The 15,367-nt window shown below is 71.0% G+C and carries 13 protein-coding genes; 5 read left to right on the top strand and 8 right to left on the bottom strand.

All coding sequences use genetic code 11. The annotated features are described in order from the left end of the window. Positions 1–70: 70 nt before the first annotated feature. Complete coding sequence (locus E1292_RS23285) at positions 71–1,630, top strand: membrane dipeptidase (RefSeq protein WP_246090281.1); 1,560 nt, start codon at positions 71–73, stop codon at positions 1,628–1,630. 55 nt (positions 1,631–1,685) lie between these two features. Here E1292_RS23285 and sthA read toward each other — a convergent pair whose 3' ends face one another. Then, positions 1,686–3,095, bottom strand: a complete 1,410-nt coding sequence (gene sthA / locus E1292_RS23280; RefSeq protein WP_132597342.1) for a Si-specific NAD(P)(+) transhydrogenase — start codon at positions 3,093–3,095, stop codon at positions 1,686–1,688. A 60-nt stretch (positions 3,096–3,155) separates the two neighbouring features. Between sthA and E1292_RS23275 the strand changes: the two genes are divergently transcribed. After that, entirely contained in the window at positions 3,156–3,986 is an 831-nt protein-coding gene (locus E1292_RS23275) for a PhzF family phenazine biosynthesis protein (RefSeq protein WP_132597341.1), read from the top strand. Here the strand turns inward: E1292_RS23275 and E1292_RS23270 are convergent. The 6 genes from E1292_RS23270 to E1292_RS23245 form a co-directional block, all read right to left on the bottom strand. Beyond that, complete coding sequence (locus E1292_RS23270) at positions 3,964–4,908, bottom strand: 5-oxoprolinase subunit C family protein (protein WP_132597368.1); 945 nt, start codon at positions 4,906–4,908, stop codon at positions 3,964–3,966. The genes E1292_RS23275 and E1292_RS23270 overlap by 23 nt on opposite strands. A gap of 95 nt (positions 4,909–5,003) precedes the next feature. Then, entirely contained in the window at positions 5,004–5,633 is a 630-nt protein-coding gene (locus E1292_RS23265; protein WP_132597340.1) for a 5-oxoprolinase subunit B family protein, read from the bottom strand. Then, entirely contained in the window at positions 5,630–6,385 is a 756-nt protein-coding gene (locus E1292_RS23260) for a LamB/YcsF family protein (RefSeq protein ID WP_132597339.1), read from the bottom strand. Before E1292_RS23260 ends, E1292_RS23265 begins: the two co-directional genes overlap by 4 nt. A gap of 17 nt (positions 6,386–6,402) precedes the next feature. Beyond that, the gene (locus E1292_RS23255) at positions 6,403–7,179 is read right to left on the bottom strand and encodes a thioesterase family protein (protein ID WP_132597338.1); all 777 of its coding nucleotides are present in this window, start codon (positions 7,177–7,179) and stop codon (positions 6,403–6,405) included. Between the two features lie 21 nt (positions 7,180–7,200). Next, the gene (locus tag E1292_RS23250) at positions 7,201–8,691 is read right to left on the bottom strand and encodes a hypothetical protein (RefSeq protein WP_246090282.1); all 1,491 of its coding nucleotides are present in this window, start codon (positions 8,689–8,691) and stop codon (positions 7,201–7,203) included. Positions 8,692–8,889: 198 nt separating this feature from the next. Then, on the bottom strand, positions 8,890–9,114 hold the full coding sequence (locus E1292_RS23245) for a hypothetical protein (protein ID WP_132597337.1): 225 nt from the start codon (positions 9,112–9,114) through the stop codon (positions 8,890–8,892). Positions 9,115–9,268: 154 nt separating this feature from the next. Between E1292_RS23245 and E1292_RS23240 the strand changes: the two genes are divergently transcribed. The 3 genes from E1292_RS23240 to E1292_RS23230 all read left to right on the top strand — a co-directional run bounded on the left by E1292_RS23240 (position 9,269) and on the right by E1292_RS23230 (position 14,071). Then, complete coding sequence (locus E1292_RS23240; protein ID WP_132597336.1) at positions 9,269–9,838, top strand: HhH-GPD-type base excision DNA repair protein; 570 nt, start codon at positions 9,269–9,271, stop codon at positions 9,836–9,838. Between the two features lie 244 nt (positions 9,839–10,082). Further along, complete coding sequence (locus E1292_RS23235) at positions 10,083–12,176, top strand: SpoIIE family protein phosphatase (RefSeq protein WP_132597335.1); 2,094 nt, start codon at positions 10,083–10,085, stop codon at positions 12,174–12,176. 242 nt (positions 12,177–12,418) lie between these two features. Beyond that, positions 12,419–14,071, top strand: coding sequence for an RNA polymerase sigma factor (locus E1292_RS23230; protein WP_132597334.1), 1,653 nt, complete (start codon positions 12,419–12,421; stop codon positions 14,069–14,071). 101 nt (positions 14,072–14,172) lie between these two features. On the opposite strand, the gene E1292_RS23225 is transcribed toward E1292_RS23230, so the two are convergent. Next, complete coding sequence (locus E1292_RS23225) at positions 14,173–14,910, bottom strand: YaaA family protein (RefSeq protein WP_165974696.1); 738 nt, start codon at positions 14,908–14,910, stop codon at positions 14,173–14,175. Between the last annotated feature and the right edge of the window lie 457 nt (positions 14,911–15,367).

The following is a 15,367-nucleotide window of genomic DNA, read 5'->3' as shown; positions in this document are numbered from 1 at the left end:
TGGGGTGGCCCCCGAACCCCCAGCCTGGCGAGGTGTGATGTCCCCCCGCTCAGCCCTCGCAGCAGTCGCCGTGCTGCTCCTCGTAACCGGCACGCTGACGATCCCGCGGATCGGCCCCGCCACGGCGGCGGCCGAGGTCCGCGGGTTCGTCGACGCCCACAGCCACCTGTTCTCCTACGAGGCGTTCGGCGGCCTGCTGATGTGCGGGCGGCCGTTCCACGCGCAGGGCGTCGAGAAGGCCCTGACCGACTGCGCCGACCACCACCCCAACGGAGAGCTGGCCTGGTACGAGAACTTCACCCGGACCGGCTCGCCCGTGGGCACCCACGACCCGGTGGGCTGGCCGACGTTTCACGACTGGCCGGCCCACGACTCCCTGACCCACCAGCAGGCGTACTACACGTGGGTGGAACGCGCCTGGCGGGGCGGGTTGCGCGTCATGGTCAACCACCTGGTCGCCAACCGGCAGCTCTGCGCGATCTACCCGCTGAAGCGGTACGCCTGCGACGAGATGGCCTCGATCAGGCGGCAGGCCGAGCGGGCCCGCGAGCTGCAGGACCACATCGACGCCGAGCACGGAGGCCCCGGGCAGGGCTGGTTCCGCATCGTGCGCGACCCGGCCGAGGCCAGGCAGGTCGTCGAGGCCGGCAAGCTCGCCGTCGTCCTGGGCATCGAGACCTCCGAGCCGTTCGGCTGCCGCACGCTGCTCGGCATCCCGCGCTGCACCAGGGCGCAGATCGACCGGGGGCTCGACGAGGTGCACGCGCTCGGCGTGCGCAGCATGTTCGTCTGCCACAAGTACGACAACGCGCTGTGCGGCGTGCGCTTCGACTCCGGCACCCAGGGCGCGATCGTCAACCTGGGCAACCTGCTCAGCGGCGGCTCGTTCTGGCAGGCCCGCACCTGCACCGGCCCGGCGCACGACAACCCGATCGACCCGGGCGGCGTCCTGCCCGACCCGATCGCCGGCCTGCTCCCGCCCGGCGTCTCGCTCCCGCTCTATCCGCCGGCGCCGCACTGCAACACGAGGGGCCTGACCGCGCTCGGCGAGCACATGGTCCAGGGCATGATCGAACGCGGCATGCTGGTCGAGATCGACCACATGAGCGTGAAGGCCGCGGAACGCACGCTCGACCTGCTCGAAGCCGCCCGGTACCCGGGCGTCATCTCCTCCCACAGCTGGACCGACCCGCACTTCTTCGAGCGCGTCTACGCGCTCGGCGGCATGATCACCCAGTACGGGCACGACGCCGAGCACTTCGTCGCCGAGTGGGCCCGCACCGAGCCGCTCCGGCAGGAGCACCAGATCTCCGGCTACGGCTACGGCCTGGACGTCAACGGGATGGGGCAGCTGCCCGGGCCGAGGGCCGGCAACGCCGGCAACCCCGTGACGTACCCGTTCACCACCTTCGACGGCTCCGAGCGCCTTGACCGGCTGAGCACCGGCGAGCGGGTCTGGGACGTCAACACCGACGGGGTCGCCAACTACGGCCTGGTGCCCGACTGGATCGAGGACATGCGGATCATCGCCGGCGACGAGATCGTGCGGGACATGGCGGCGGGCGCCGAAGCGTACCTGCGGATGTGGGAGGCCGCCGAGAGCTCCCCGAGCTCCCCGACCTCGCCCTGAAATATCAGTACAGAGAACCGCGGGGTGGAGACCGGCTTCACCCCCTGACCCCGGCTCACATCCCCGCCGTGAGCCGGGCCACCACCCGCATCTTGTTCATCGCGTCCAGCGCCGCCACCTTGTACGACTCGGCCAGCGTCGGATAGTTGAACACCGCGTTGACCAGGTAGTCGACCGTGCCGCCGCAGCCCATGACCGTCTGCCCGATGTGCACCAGCTCCGTCGCCCCCGTGCCGAACACGTGCACGCCGAGCAGCCGCCGGTCCTCCGGCGACACGAGCAGCTTGAGCATGCCGTACGAGTCGCCGATGATCTGGCCCCTGGCCAGCTCGCGGTAGCGGGAGATGCCCACCTCGAACGGCACCTTGTCGCGCGTCAGCTCGTCCTCCGACTTCCCGACGAAACTGATCTCGGGGATGGTGTAGATGCCGATGGGCGGCAGGTCGTCCATGTCGCCGACCGGCTCGCCGCACGCGTGCTGGGCGGCCAGCCGGCCCTGCTCCATGGACGTGGCCGCGAGCGCGGGGAAGCCGATCACGTCGCCGACCGCGTAGATGTGCGGCACCTCCGTGGCGTAGTCGGCGTCCACGGAGATCCGGCCCCGGTCGTCGGCGGTCAGGCCCGCGGCCTCCAGGCACAGCTCGGCCGTCTTGCCCTGGCGGCCCGCGGAGTACATGACGCAGTCGGCCGGGATCTTCTTGCCGCTCTCCAGCAGGGTCAGCGCGCCGCCTGGGCGGCGTTCGACGGCCGCGACGTTCTCCCCGAACCTGAAGGTGACCGCCAGGTCGCGCAGATGGTATTTCAGCGCCTCCACGATCTCCAGGTCGCAGAACTCCAGCATGCGGTCGCGCCGCTCGATCACCGTCACCTTCGTGCCGAGCGCGGCGAACATGGAGGCGTACTCGATGCCGATCACCCCGGCGCCCACCACGACTAGCGTCTCCGGCACCCGGTCGAGGTGCAGGATGGCATCGGAGTCGATGACCGTCCTGTCGTCGAACTCGACGCTCGCCGGCCGCGCGGGCGACGTGCCCGTGGCGATCACGATCTTCTCGGCGGTGACCTTCGTCTCCTTGCCCTCCTCGTGGACGACGCCGATCGTGTGCGCGTCCAGGAACCGGCCCGTGCCCTGCAGCACCGCCACCTTGTTACGGGCGAGCTGGCTGCGGATGACCTGGATCTCCCTGCCGATCACGTGCTGCGTGCGCATGCCGAGGTCGGCTACGGTGATCTCCTCCTTGACGCGGTAGCTGGCGCCGTACAACTCCCGCTGGTTGAGGCCCGTGAGATAGAGCACGGCCTCGCGCAGGGTCTTCGACGGGATCGTGCCGGTGTTGATGCACACGCCGCCGATCATGTGCCGCTTCTCGACTATCGCTACGTTCTTGCCTAGTTTCGCCGCTGCGATCGCGGCCTTCTGCCCACCCGGCCCGGAACCCAGTACCACCACATCGAAATCCGCCACACCGACCAGTCTGGGGGTGGCACGGCGACGGGAAAAGCCCTTCCTGGAAGACTCCGTCGTATGATGCGCGCATTCAGCCAGGTGGACGTCTTCACCGCCGTCCCCTATCGCGGCAACCCGCTGGCCGTGGTGCTCGACGGCGAAGGTCTGAGCACCGAGGAGATGCAGCGGTTCGCCGCGTGGACCAACCTGTCGGAGACCACGTTCCTGCTGCCGCCGGCCACGCCGGAGGCCGACTACCGGGTGCGGATCTTCACCCCGGTCACCGAGCTGCCCTTCGCCGGGCACCCGACTCTGGGCACCTGCCACGCCTGGCTCGAGGCCGGCGGAGCGCCACGCGATGGCGGCGAGATCACGCAGGAGTGCGGGGCCGGGCTCATCCGGTTGCGCAGGACGGACGCCGGGCTCGCGTTCCAGGCGCCGCCGCTGCTGCGCTCGGGACCCGTGGAGGACGAGCTCGTCGAGCGGATCGCCGAGGGCCTGCGGATCTCCCGGGACGACATGGTCGACGTCGAGTGGGCCGACAACGGCCCCGGCTGGGTGGCAGTGCTGCTCGCCGACGCCGACGCGGTGCTCGCGCTCCGACCCGGCCCCGTCCCGCACGACGTGGGCGTGGTGGGACCGTACCCTGAGGGCTCGCCGTGCGCCTTCGAGGTGCGGGCCTTCACCCCGGCCCAGGGCACCACCGTCGAGGATCCCGTGACGGGCAGCCTGAACGCGTCGCTGGCACAGTGGCTGCTGCGGACCGGCCGGGCCACGGCGCCGTACGTGGCGAGCCAGGGCACCGCGCTCGGGCGTGCGGGACGGGTGCACGTTTCCACCGGCGAGCAGGGAGAGGTCTGGGTGGGCGGCTCCGTCGTCACCTGCGTCAGCGGGCGGGTCGTCCTGTGAACCTGACCTCGTCACCCGGCCTCAGCTGGGCGGCCACGGCGAGGTCCGCGGCCGTCACGACGGCGATCACCGGGTAGCCGCCCGTCGGCGGATGGTCGGCGAGGAAGACGATCGGCTGCCCGCTCGGAGGCACCTGCACGGCCCCGGCCACCATGCCCTCGCTCGGCAGCTCGCCCTCCTTGGCCCGCACCAGCTCGGGCCCGCTCAGGCGCACGCCGACCCGGTTGCTGTCCTGGCTCACCACGTACGGGCCCGCGCACAGCGCGTCCTGCGCGCCCGGCGCGAACCAGTCGTCGCGCGGCCCCGGCAGGACGCGCAGCACGGCGGGCCGGGGCCCGGGCAGGGGCGCGAGGTCGGCGACGATGTCAGTCACGGCGTCTGCCACGGCGTCGGCCACGGCGTCGGCCGAGGTGTCACCCCGCGGCGGGCCGACCGGCAGCAGCGCTCCCGCCCGCAGCGGCTCGGGGCCGAGCCCCGACAGCGAGTCGGTCGATCGGCTGCCGAGCACCGGTGCCACCGTGATCCCTCCGCGCACGGCCAGATAGGTGCGCAAGCCCCAGGCGGGCGTCCCCAGACGCAGCTCCGCCCCCGCCGGCACCCAGAACGGCACCCCCATGCCGGCCCGCGCGGCCGCCCAGCCGACGGTCTCGTGCGGACCCGTGCCTTCCCCGCCGGGGGCGACCGTCACGGCCACCGGGGCGCCGGCCAGCGCCGCCCACCCTCCGTCGTGGAAGCGCAACCAGGCCCCGCCGAACGTCAGCTCGATCCCCGCCAGCCCCTCCGCGTTGCCCACGAGCCGGTTGGCCAGCCGCAGGCTCGGCGCGTCGGCCGCCCCCGAACGGGGCACGCCGAGGTGGGCGTAACCGGGCCGCCCGAGATCCTGCACGGTCGCGTACGGACCGGGCGCCAGCACCTCGATCATCACGTGCCCGTGGCCTCACTCCGTCCGGCGGGCTCGGTCGCCATCTGCCACCCTCTTCCTCGGTACCCCTGGTCGCTGCGCTCCCGCCGCCCCTGTCAGGACGGCGGGGCTCCCTCGCGGACGAACCGCACGCGCATGCCCGGCCTGAACAGCGACGGAGGGTCGGCCGTGACGTCCCACACCCGCACGGACGTGCGGCCGAGCAGCCGCCACCCGCCGGGCGAGGCGGTCGGATAGACCGCGGAGTAGGGGCCCGCGATCGCCACGGACCCGGCCGGCACCGACGTGCGCGGCGTGTCCAGCCTGGGCGACTCCAGCACCGGATCGAGCCCGGTGAGGTAGGCGAACCCGGGGGCGAACCCCAGCCACCCCACGACCAGCTCGCGCCCGGAATGCCGGGCGACCACCTCGTCGGCGGAGATGCCGGCCAGCTCCGCCACCGAATCGAGATCCGCGCCGTCATAGACCACCGGAATCGTCACGACGGGCCCCTCGGCCGCCCCGGCGCCGTCCTTGCCCCGCTCCTCGGCGACGACCGCCGCCAGCCGGTCGCGCAACCACGTCTGATCCACCCCGGGCGCCACCACGAGCACGGTCGCGGGCCCCGGCACGATCTCCGCCACCCCGGCGGGCCGGTCCGCCCGCAGCGCTGCGTCCAGCCGGTGGGACAGCTCGAGCGAGCCCGTCTCCACGAGCAGCCCGTGCTCCCCGGCCCTGCGGATCACGTGAACGCCTGCAGGACGACCCCGGCCGCCAGCAGCGCGTCGCGGACCCCCTGCGCCAGCAGGACCGCGTCAGGCGTGTCCCCGTGGACGCAGATGGAACGGGCGGTCAGCGGGACGGAACTCCCGTCGGAGGCCGTCACGGAGCCCTCCACGGCCATCTGGCGGGCCCGGGCCGCCACCGCGGCGACGTCGTGGATGACCGCGCCCGGCTCCCTGCGCGGGACCAGCATCCCCGCCGGGGTGTAGGCGCGGTCGGCGAACGCCTCGTTCACCGTCGGAACGCCGGCGGCCGCCGCCGCCTCGTGCACGACCGAGCCGGGCAGCGTGAGCACCGGCAGCGAGGGATCGTAGTCGGCCACCGCGTCGATCACCGCTGCCGCCTGCACCTCGTCGCGGCAGATCCGGTTGTAGAGGGCGCCGTGGGGCTTGACGTAGGACACCCGGCCGCCCATCGCCCTGGCGATGCCGTCGACGGCCGCGAGCTGGTAGAGCACTTCGGCGCAGAGCTCCTCCGGCTCGAGCTCCATCTCCCTGCGCCCGAAATGCGCCAGGTCGCGGTAGGACACCTGAGCGCCGATCGCCACGCCGCGGTCGACGGCCGCCGCGCACGTGCGCCGGATCGTCACCGGGTCGCCGGCGTGGAAACCGCAGGCCACGTTGGCGCTCGTGACGATGTCGAGCAGCGCCGTGTCGTCGCCGAGCCGCCAGATGCCGTAGCCCTCGCCGAGATCCGCGTTGAGGTCGATCACCATGGCACCATCATGGCGCTTCATGGCCTGCGCGGTGCGACGAACAAGGTCTGAGTGGCCGTCCCCACCTCGCCATTCTCGTCATACAGGGTCGAACGGGTCAGCCCGCGCCCGGCCGGGCCGAGCACGGTCGCCGCCTCCATGCAGATCCACTCCGTTTCGGGCGACCGGAACAAGGAGATCGTCAGGTCCACGTTCACGAAGAGATGCGTGGCGAAGTCGACGGCGAGGCTGACGCCGTTGCCGCTGTCGGCGAACACCGCCAGGCGCTCCAGCGGGGTGATCTCCTCGCCCTCGACCAGCGGCATGCCGAGCCTGCCCCAGACCGTGGCCGGGCCGGGGGTCAAAGGGCTGCCGGTGACGAAACGCCAGTCGAGCGCCCTGCCGTACCCGATGCCCGAGCCCAGCCACGAGCGCGCGTGCTCCTCGGAACGGGGCGGGACCGGCGCGGGCGGGTCCTGAGCCGGGGTGGCGGATGTGCCGGCCTCGCGGATGCGCCAGGCACTCGCCCTGGCGAACTCGCGGCCGCCGGAGTGGACGCTCGCCGACAGGCACTGCACGCGCTTGCCGTCACGGGCGACGTCGGTCTCGACCCGCAACTCGGCCACGGGCACGGGCGCGAACACGTCGACCACCAGCCTGGACAACTGCAGGCCGGGCCGTGGCGCCGTGCGGGCAAGCTCGTGCACGAGCAGGGCGGTGACGGGGCCCATGTGCTGCGAGCCGGGGTCCCACGGGCCCTGGGTGTGCTCCGACGCGCGGTAGCGGCCTTCGCCGACGCGGCTGTACATCGCCATAGAACGAAATTCTATGGCGCGCTAGATCTCGTCGGGAATGTCGGCGATGTCGTCGAGAGCCGCCGCGAGCTCTTCCGGGTCGCCGCCTATCCGCTCGGCGATCTCGATCAGCACGTGGAGCACGTCGTGGCGGTCGTGCCCGAGGTCGAGCAGGCGCTGCGCGGCCTCCCACAACTGCGGAGGGTCGCCCTCCCACAGCCGCGTGGCGATCTCCTCGTGCCAGGCCAGGTGCTCCTGATCGATCGCGCCGCCGTGGTCGATCTCGAGCAGCGTGCGGCGGTCGGCCTCGTCGGCGGGATTGAGGTGGTCGAGGTCGACGCCGTTGTGCGTGCCCTGCAGGAAGGGGAAGGCGAAGACCCGCCTGGCCAGCGCCGACAGGTCGCCGTCCGGCAGCAGGCGCTCCAGCAGCGGCCGGTCGAGGCCGAACGAGGTCGGATCCCGGTAGGCCTCGGGGAACTTGCCGATGGCCTCCCACACCGCGTCGAGCGTGGCCTTCAGCCCCTGCTCGGGCAGGCCCGTGCGGTGGGCGGCGAAGCGCACCCACGCCGCCAGCACGTGCGGCATCGCCTCCTGCTCCGCCACGCTCAGCATCACCTTGCGCGGCAGCCAGTCGAGCAGGAACGTCTCGCACTTGGTGGGGCTGACCCGCAGCGGCCGGTTGAAGTCCTGCTCGCAGCCGTAGTCGATGATGTGGTCGGCGCAGCGGGAGGCGGCCGAGGGGTCGGACAGGTGCTCGGCCGCGTCGGAGGCCAGGAACTCCGCCGCCAGCATGGCCCGCCGCTCCCTGCTGTAGGGCGCCTCGATGTGCAGGGGCGCCGGCCGCTTGCGCCCGGGCGGCAGCGCCTTCAGCCTGGCCCTGGCGAACGCGTGGTAGGCGCTGTAGCTGTCGCTCACCGGCGGCGGGGTCTTGGGCTCCTTCGTGGCCTTCATCGCCGACTCCAGCAGCGCCCTGGCCTGCTCCGGCTGGATCTCCTCGAACAGCAGCATCGGGTTGCCCGCCGCCTCGGCCCTGGCCTGCTCGAGCAGCTTGTCGACCTGGGAGGAGACCCAGGCGTCGCGGGTCATGCCGCTCATGTTGTAGTCGACGACCATGACGAGCGCGTGGCGGTCGGCCGGGGGCTCGCCGTCGTTCCACCGGTAGGAGAACGTGCAGATCACCGTGTCCTGGTCGCCGTAGGCGTCGCGGGAGACGTAGCAGCCGGCCGGTTTCACCGCGCCCACCCGGTCGGCCCAGCCCGGCCTGGCCACCCCCGACTCCATCATCGCGAGCGCCGCGCCCTCGGCCTTGGCGCCCTGGCGTGCCGTGCCGAGGTAGGCCAGGCACATCAGGAGGGTCAGCGAGGCCGGCGTGCCGGCCTTGGCCGCGTAGTCGACCAGCCCCTCACCGAGCACCTGCTCCACGTCGCCGCCGCGGACCCGCCGGCCCCACCAGGCCCCGATCATGTCGGAGACCATCAGCTCCGCGTCCAGGGGAGTGCGTACGGCGAGCAGCTCTCGAGCCGCCTGCACCATCTCCTTGAACACGTCGTCGGGCGGAGTGCTCTCCCGGGGATCTCGTCGGTGTCGGCGCACACCCTCACTCTCTCGTATTCCAGGCGCGAACGGTGCGGAGAACACGGCCCGGTGACCCCGATGTTATCGGAGGGTCATGCCGGTGACCCGCGTCCCGCGCCCTGCGGGAACACGCCGCAGGACGCTTGCGACGTCACGTCAACGGGAGCTCCGCGGCGGAGGCGCGGAGTTCACGATCGCGAGCAGGTGCTCGCGGGCGATGCGTTCCACGATCTCCGGGGTCGCGGTGACGCCCAGATGCTGCGCACACGCGCACACGTCGGCCACGCAGCGGTCGATCGTGTCCACGGGTACGGTCAGGAACTCTTCGGCCAGCCTGAGACTGACCGGTTCGCGCAGGAACCGTGTGGCCAGAGCGAGCATAGGAGTGAGATTCCTCTGGAGACCTAAGGGCAAACCCCTAGGAACGTCTGCAGGGCGACTTGCGCTCTCATTCCACCCTTTCTCGGACGGGTGTCAAGCCTCCACGACGCCTGTGTTCACTTCACCCGGTGCCCTTTCATGCGAAGCTGTCTCCATGCGCATCCAGCTCGCCCAGCGGAGCGAGGCAGACGAGCTCCTCGGCCGCAGCCCGCTCGCCCTGCTCGTCGGCATGCTGCTCGACCAGCAGATCCCCATGGAGTGGGCGTTCACGGGGCCTCACACCATCTCTCAGCGGCTGGGTCACGACCTCACCGCCGAGGAGCTCGCCTCCTACGAGCCGGAGGAGTTCGCCGCGCTGCTGGCCCAGCCGCCGGCCGTGCACCGCTATCCCAAGGCGATGGCGGGCCGCATCCAGCAGCTCGCGGCCTACCTGGTGGAACACTACGACGGCAGGCCCGAGCGGATCTGGGCCGAGGCCACCGACGGCAAGGACCTGTTCAAACGACTGAACGCCCTTCCGGGATACGGCAAGCAGAAGGCCCAGATTTTCTTGGCATTGCTGGGGAAGCAGCTGGAGGTCCAGCCGTCAGGCTGGCGAGAGGCAGCCGGACTCTACGGCGAGGAGGGTGCACACAGATCGGTCGCCGACGTGGTCGACGCCGACAGTCTGGGCCGGGTGCGCGCCGCCAAGCAAGAGGCCAAGCGCGCGGCCAAGGCCCGATAGCCGTGGCGGGCAAGCGTCCCGGCAATCGGGCGCGGTAACCTGATCTTGCTGCGCAAAGTGGAGCGACTTTGACAGGATGCGTAGACCCTAGAGGCGACCGGGCACCGGCGGGGGCTTCCGTCCGCGCGTGCCCATCGCCGATGATGTACTGCAGGATCCGGTCGCCCGGAGCTGCGCTACGCCGATACACGATTATGGAGATGTGCCGCGTGGGAGACCCTGGCACGCGACGGAGGTGCCGACCATGAGCGCCGAGACCTCCGTTCCCCGTCCCCGGGAGTCGGATGTGGACATCTCAGACTCCGCCCTCTTCAAGGGCATGCTGTCGGAGGCAGAGTTCGCCTTCGCGTTCTTCGACGCCGACGGCCGCGTCCAGCGGGTCAACGACGTCTTCAGCGACGTCGTCGGCGTGCCCGCGGAGCGCATGGCGGGCCGGCAGCCCGTCGAGGTGCTGGCCGCCGACCTGAGCCAGATCATCACGCATGCCGTGCAGGCCGTCATCGAGAGCGACGCGCCGGTCACCGAGGGCCGCGTGCGCGTGCGGTCGGCGGAGGGCGACACCCGGCACTGGTCGCTGTCGTTCTCGCCGGTCCACGACGACGCCGGCGAGCTGCGGGCGATCGCGCTGATCGGGCTCGACGTGACCGAGAGCCGCCAGACCGAGGAGGCGCTGCGCCGCAGCGAGGAGCGCTACCGCTCGCTGGTCGAGGCGCAGTCGCAGCTGGTGTGGATCACCTCGCCCACGGGCGCGGTCGTCGAGGACGCGCCGCAGTGGCGCGCCATCACCGGCCAGGGCCTGGAGGAATACCTCGCCAACGGCTGGCTGGACGTCGTGCATCCGGAGGAGAGCCAGCAGACCGAGGAGGCCTGGAGGGAGGCGCTGCGCGGGCGCACCATGTTCGAGTGGAACTACCGCGTGCGCACCCGTGCCAGCGGCTACCGCCACTTCGAGGTGCGGGCCGTGCCGATCATCCGCCACGGCCGGGTCGTCGAGTGGGTCGGCGCCAACACCGACGTGACCCCGCAGCGCGAGGCCGAGGAGATGCGCGGCAGGCTGACCGACCAGCTCGGCGCCGCCGCCCTGCGCACCGCCCGGCTGCAGGGCGCCACCGCCATGCTCGCCGAGGCGCTGACCGTCGAGCAGGTTGTCCAGGTCATCATCGACGTGGGCCGCACCGCCCTGGCCGCCGACCGCTCGGCGGTGGCGCTGCTCGACACCGACAGGGCCGCGCTCAAGCTGATCAACGGCGAGGGCATCCCCGAGGCGTCCGGCCCCTCCGGCGAGGAGATCCCGCTGTCCAGCTCCAGCGTGATGACCATGGCGGTCAACAGCCGCAGGCCGGTCTTCGCCGAGTCTCCCGAGTCGCTGAAGGCCCAGCTGCTGGAGGCGGGCGGCGACGAGGAAGTCCTGGGCAACTACCTCGCCCACAGCGACGAGCGCGCCTGGGTGGGGCTGCCGCTGCTGGCCGCCGGACGGGCTTTGGGAGCGCTCCGATTCTCCTTCACCCGGCCCCAGAAGATCTCCCAGGAGGACGGCGTCTTCCTGGAGGCGCTGGCCGGCCAGTGCGCCCTGGCGGTCGAGCGGGCCACGCTGTTCGAGCGCGAGCACCGCACCGCCGAGACGCTGCAGCGCAGCCTGCTGCCCGACCGCCTGCCGGTGGTCAAGGGCCTCGTGCTGGCTCAGCGCTTCCGCTCGGGCAGCCGCCACGTCCAGGTCGGCGGCGACTGGTACGACGCGTTCGTCCTGCAGGACGGGCGTGTCGCGGCGGTCGTGGGCGACGTCATGGGCAAGGGCGTCAAGGCCGCCGCCGGCATGGGCCGCATCCGCAACGCCATGCGGGCCCTGGCGCTGACCAACCCGCCGCCCGCGGCCGTGCTCACCGGGCTCGACCGGGTCTTCGAGGCCACGGAAGAGGAAGAGCAGGTCACGACCCTGGCCTACATGGTCGTCGAGCCCGTCACCGGTGAGGGCACGCTGGCCATGGCCGGGCATCCGCCGCCCGTGCTGGTTTCGCCCCAGGGCACGGCGATCCTGTGCGACGCAGAGCCCGGCACTCCGCTAGGCTGGCCGACCAGCCGTAGGCAGTTCCGGTTCGTGGTGCCGCCCGGCCATACCGCCGTGCTCTACTCCGACGGGCTCGTGGAGAACAGGAAGCGCGGGCTGGATGCCGGTCTCGCAGAGATTTGCAGTGTTGTGACCGAAGCGCCGCCTGAGGTCGTGAGTAGTCCTCACATGTTGCTGGACTTCCTGGTTGACCGGATGTTGTCTGGATATGAACAAGATGATGACGTTACCGCGCTAGCAATTCACGTGCCGCCAGCCACGAAGAGTGACTGAATGAAACAGTCATAACGGTTGCTTTCGGGTATCGGTGCCCCGCTTACGTACGCACTACTGTCTTGGTCGGCCTAGGGTGGAGGTCAACCGCCGGGAGGTGGCCGTATGGAGTGCGGGGTCGTGCCACAATGCTGTGCAGGTCCGTCGCGGTCCGCACGGCCTCACCGATCTCCGAGAGAGGCAACAGCCCCCCAGCGGGCATCTGGGTCCATTGTCGCCACGCGTTCGTTCGAGAGGTGTTCGTGTCGCCTGCAAGTTCGACTCGCTCGAAGCCACAAGAGCTGAACGAGCCCGTCATTCAGCGACTGCTCGAGCGTGGGCGCTCGCAGGGTTTCCTCGAGTCTGAGGATGTCCGTCAGGCCTTCGAGGAGGCGGACATCCCCATGTCGCACGCCGCCGCGTTCTTGCGGAACCTCAGCAAAGAGGGCGTGACCGTGGTGGTGACCGCCGCGGATTCGGCTGCGCCGAAGAAGTCTCGTGGTCCAGCAAAGCGCCGCACCGCCGCCCCCGTCAAGACCAAGACGGCGGCGGCCGCCAAAGAGCAGCAGCCCGAGACCGTGACCGCGGTCGTGGGCACCGCTGAAGTCGAGCCGGCCGCCAAGAAGGCGGCCCCTGCCAAGAAGGCCGCTCCGGCGGCGAAGAAGGCCGCGGCCGCCGCCGCCGCCAAGAAGGCCGAGCCGAAGGACGCTGGGCCTGCCGAGACCAAGCCGAAGGCACCCGAGGCCCCGCGGGCCGACGGAGACGACGAGGACATCGAGCTCGACGGCGACGTAGAGCTGGAAGACCTCGAAGACATCGAAGTCGACGACGAGGAGATCGTCGCCGAGGGCGACTCCGACGCGGAGGGTGACTCCGACACCGACGACGAAGCCGAGGAGCCCAAGGCCGCCGAGGTCACGGTGGAGAAGACCGAGGAAGAAGTCCTCATCCTCTCCGACGACGACGATGACGCCCCGGTGGCGCAGGTCGCCGCCGCCGGTGCCACCGCCGACCCGGTGAAGGACTACCTCAAGCAGATCGGCAAGGTCCCCCTGCTCAACGCCGAGCAGGAGGTCGAGCTGGCCAAGCGCATCGAGGCGGGCCTGTTCGCCGAGGAGCAGCTCGGCGGCGGCGAGGCCGAAGGGCTCCCCGTCGATGTCAAAGCCGAGCTGGAGTGGATCGCCGAAGACGGCCGCCGCGCGAAGAACCACCTGCTGGAGGCCAACCTCCGGCTCGTGGTCTCGCTGGCCAAGCGCTACACCGGCCGCGGCATGCTGTTCCTCGACCTGATCCAGGAAGGCAACCTGGGCCTGATCAGGGCTGTCGAGAAGTTCGACTATACCAAGGGCTACAAGTTCTCCACCTACGCCACGTGGTGGATCCGGCAGGCGATCACGCGTGCCATGGCCGACCAGGCGCGGACCATCCGCATCCCGGTCCACATGGTCGAAGTGATCAACAAGCTGGCCCGCGTCCAGCGGCAGATGCTGCAGGACCTCGGCCGCGAGCCCACGCCGGAAGAGCTGGCCCGCGAGCTCGACATGACGCCCGAGAAGGTCGTCGAGGTCCAGAAATACGGCCGCGAGCCCATCTCCCTCCACACCCCGCTGGGTGAGGAGGGCGACAGCGAATTCGGTGACCTCATCGAAGACTCCGAGGCCATCGTCCCGGCCGACGCCGTCAGCTTCACGCTGCTCCAGGAGCAGCTGCACTCCGTTCTCGACACGTTGTCGGAGCGGGAGGCGGGCGTCGTCTCGATGCGCTTCGGGCTCACCGACGGCCAGCCGAAGACGCTCGACGAGATCGGCAAGGTTTACGGGGTCACCCGTGAGCGCATCCGCCAGATCGAGTCGAAGACCATGTCCAAGCTGCGCCACCCGTCCCGCTCCCAGGTCCTGCGCGACTACCTGGACTGATCGACCGCATCACCCCGCCGCCCCGCCCGGACCCGTCCGAGCGGGGCGGCGGCGTCGTATCCGGCGGTGGGTTCGCGAGACGTGTGCGTTCGGGGGGTCGGCTAGGAGACGTGCACGTCGAGCGTCCATGACCGGCCGGCGCGCGTGGGCGCCGCCGCTTCGACGCGGTAACCCAGCGCGTCGAGCACCTTGACCAGCTCATCGGGGCTCGTGGGCGTGCTGTCCTGCTGCAGGAGGGCTCGGGCGATCTCGCCTCGGGTGGCCTTGGCCATGTGGCTGACCACCTTGCCGTCCCTGAACACCCGGACCGTCACCGAACGCTCCCCGGGCTGCCACGCGCTCGCGTAAGTGGCCGAGCGGAGATCCACCACCAGCCCCGGGATGCCGTCCAGCACCTTCGAGACCTGCGGCCGCCAGAACGCGCCCAGCCCGCCGAGCGGCGGCAGATTGACGCCCATCGACAGGCGGTAGGGCGGGATCCGGTCTGTGATCCGCACCACACCCCAGAGGCCAGAGAAGATCAGCAGCGACTGCTCAGCGCGGCTCCAGGCCTCGCCGTCCAAGGTGCGCAGCCCGAGATTGTCGTAGAGCACGCCCGTGTAGAGGTCGGCGGCGGGCAGCGTGGGAGCCGTCTTCAGCGCGACGTTCCTGGCCAGCTCGCCCGCCAGACCCGGCGTCAGACCGAGCACGTCGATGGCGTCACGGCGCTTGGACGCCCGCACGAGCGCGGTCATCACCCGCTTGCGAAACCTGTCCAGGGCAGGGAACGACAGCCCGCCCACGGGCGGGCCGCTGCCTTCCGCCGCCTTCCCCTCCGACGGCGGCAACAGAATCATCACCGTCACAGCCTAGGGGTGGTTCCTTCGTCCTTTACGGCAGGCCAGGTGGGCCCCAGCCGCCGACCGGGGCTGGGCCCCGTCCAGGGAGACGCTCACCTGGTGGAGACGGCTGAGCGCCGCAACGGCGCCTCCCGGGCCGTCCGCTTCGCCGAATCGGTGACCATCGTCCCCCCGCGACGCCGCCCCGAATTCCGTTCGCCGTGGGTTCCTGCCCCGTTCCCGTCCCCTGTTCGTGCTGGGGCGTTTCCCCCTGCGGATGCTCGTCAGGCGTGGGACGGCCGATCATTGTGGATGGCGCATGTCATGGGCGTCGTGAGGCGGCGGCATGTCGTGGGTGTTCTGTGTCGTGAGGCGGCCGGATGTTCCGTGAGGCCTTGATCTTGGCGGCGCCGTGGGGCCATGGCTTCGGTGGGGCCATGGTCACGGCGGGGCCGGGGAGCGGTGGTCTCGGCGGGGC

It is taken from the genome of Nonomuraea deserti (genome assembly GCF_004348685.1).
GTDB classification, from domain to species: domain Bacteria; phylum Actinomycetota; class Actinomycetes; order Streptosporangiales; family Streptosporangiaceae; genus Nonomuraea; species Nonomuraea deserti.
This window is presented reverse-complemented; position numbering and strand designations above follow the sequence as displayed.

Coding starts and splice junctions, on each gene's coding strand:
- E1292_RS23270 (WP_132597368.1), bottom strand. CDS start 4,908: ATGATCGAGGTGCTGGCGCCCGGTCCGTACGCGACCGTGCAGGATCTC.
- E1292_RS23250 (WP_246090282.1), bottom strand. CDS start 8,691: ATGGTGCAGGCGGCTCGAGAGCTGCTCGCCGTACGCACTCCCCTGGAC.
- E1292_RS23235 (WP_132597335.1), top strand. CDS start 10,083: ATGAGCGCCGAGACCTCCGTTCCCCGTCCCCGGGAGTCGGATGTGGAC.
- E1292_RS23245 (WP_132597337.1), bottom strand. CDS start 9,114: ATGCTCGCTCTGGCCACACGGTTCCTGCGCGAACCGGTCAGTCTCAGG.
- E1292_RS23255 (WP_132597338.1), bottom strand. CDS start 7,179: ATGGCGATGTACAGCCGCGTCGGCGAAGGCCGCTACCGCGCGTCGGAG.
- E1292_RS23260 (WP_132597339.1), bottom strand. CDS start 6,385: ATGGTGATCGACCTCAACGCGGATCTCGGCGAGGGCTACGGCATCTGG.
- E1292_RS23275 (WP_132597341.1), top strand. CDS start 3,156: ATGATGCGCGCATTCAGCCAGGTGGACGTCTTCACCGCCGTCCCCTAT.
- E1292_RS23240 (WP_132597336.1), top strand. CDS start 9,269: ATGCGCATCCAGCTCGCCCAGCGGAGCGAGGCAGACGAGCTCCTCGGC.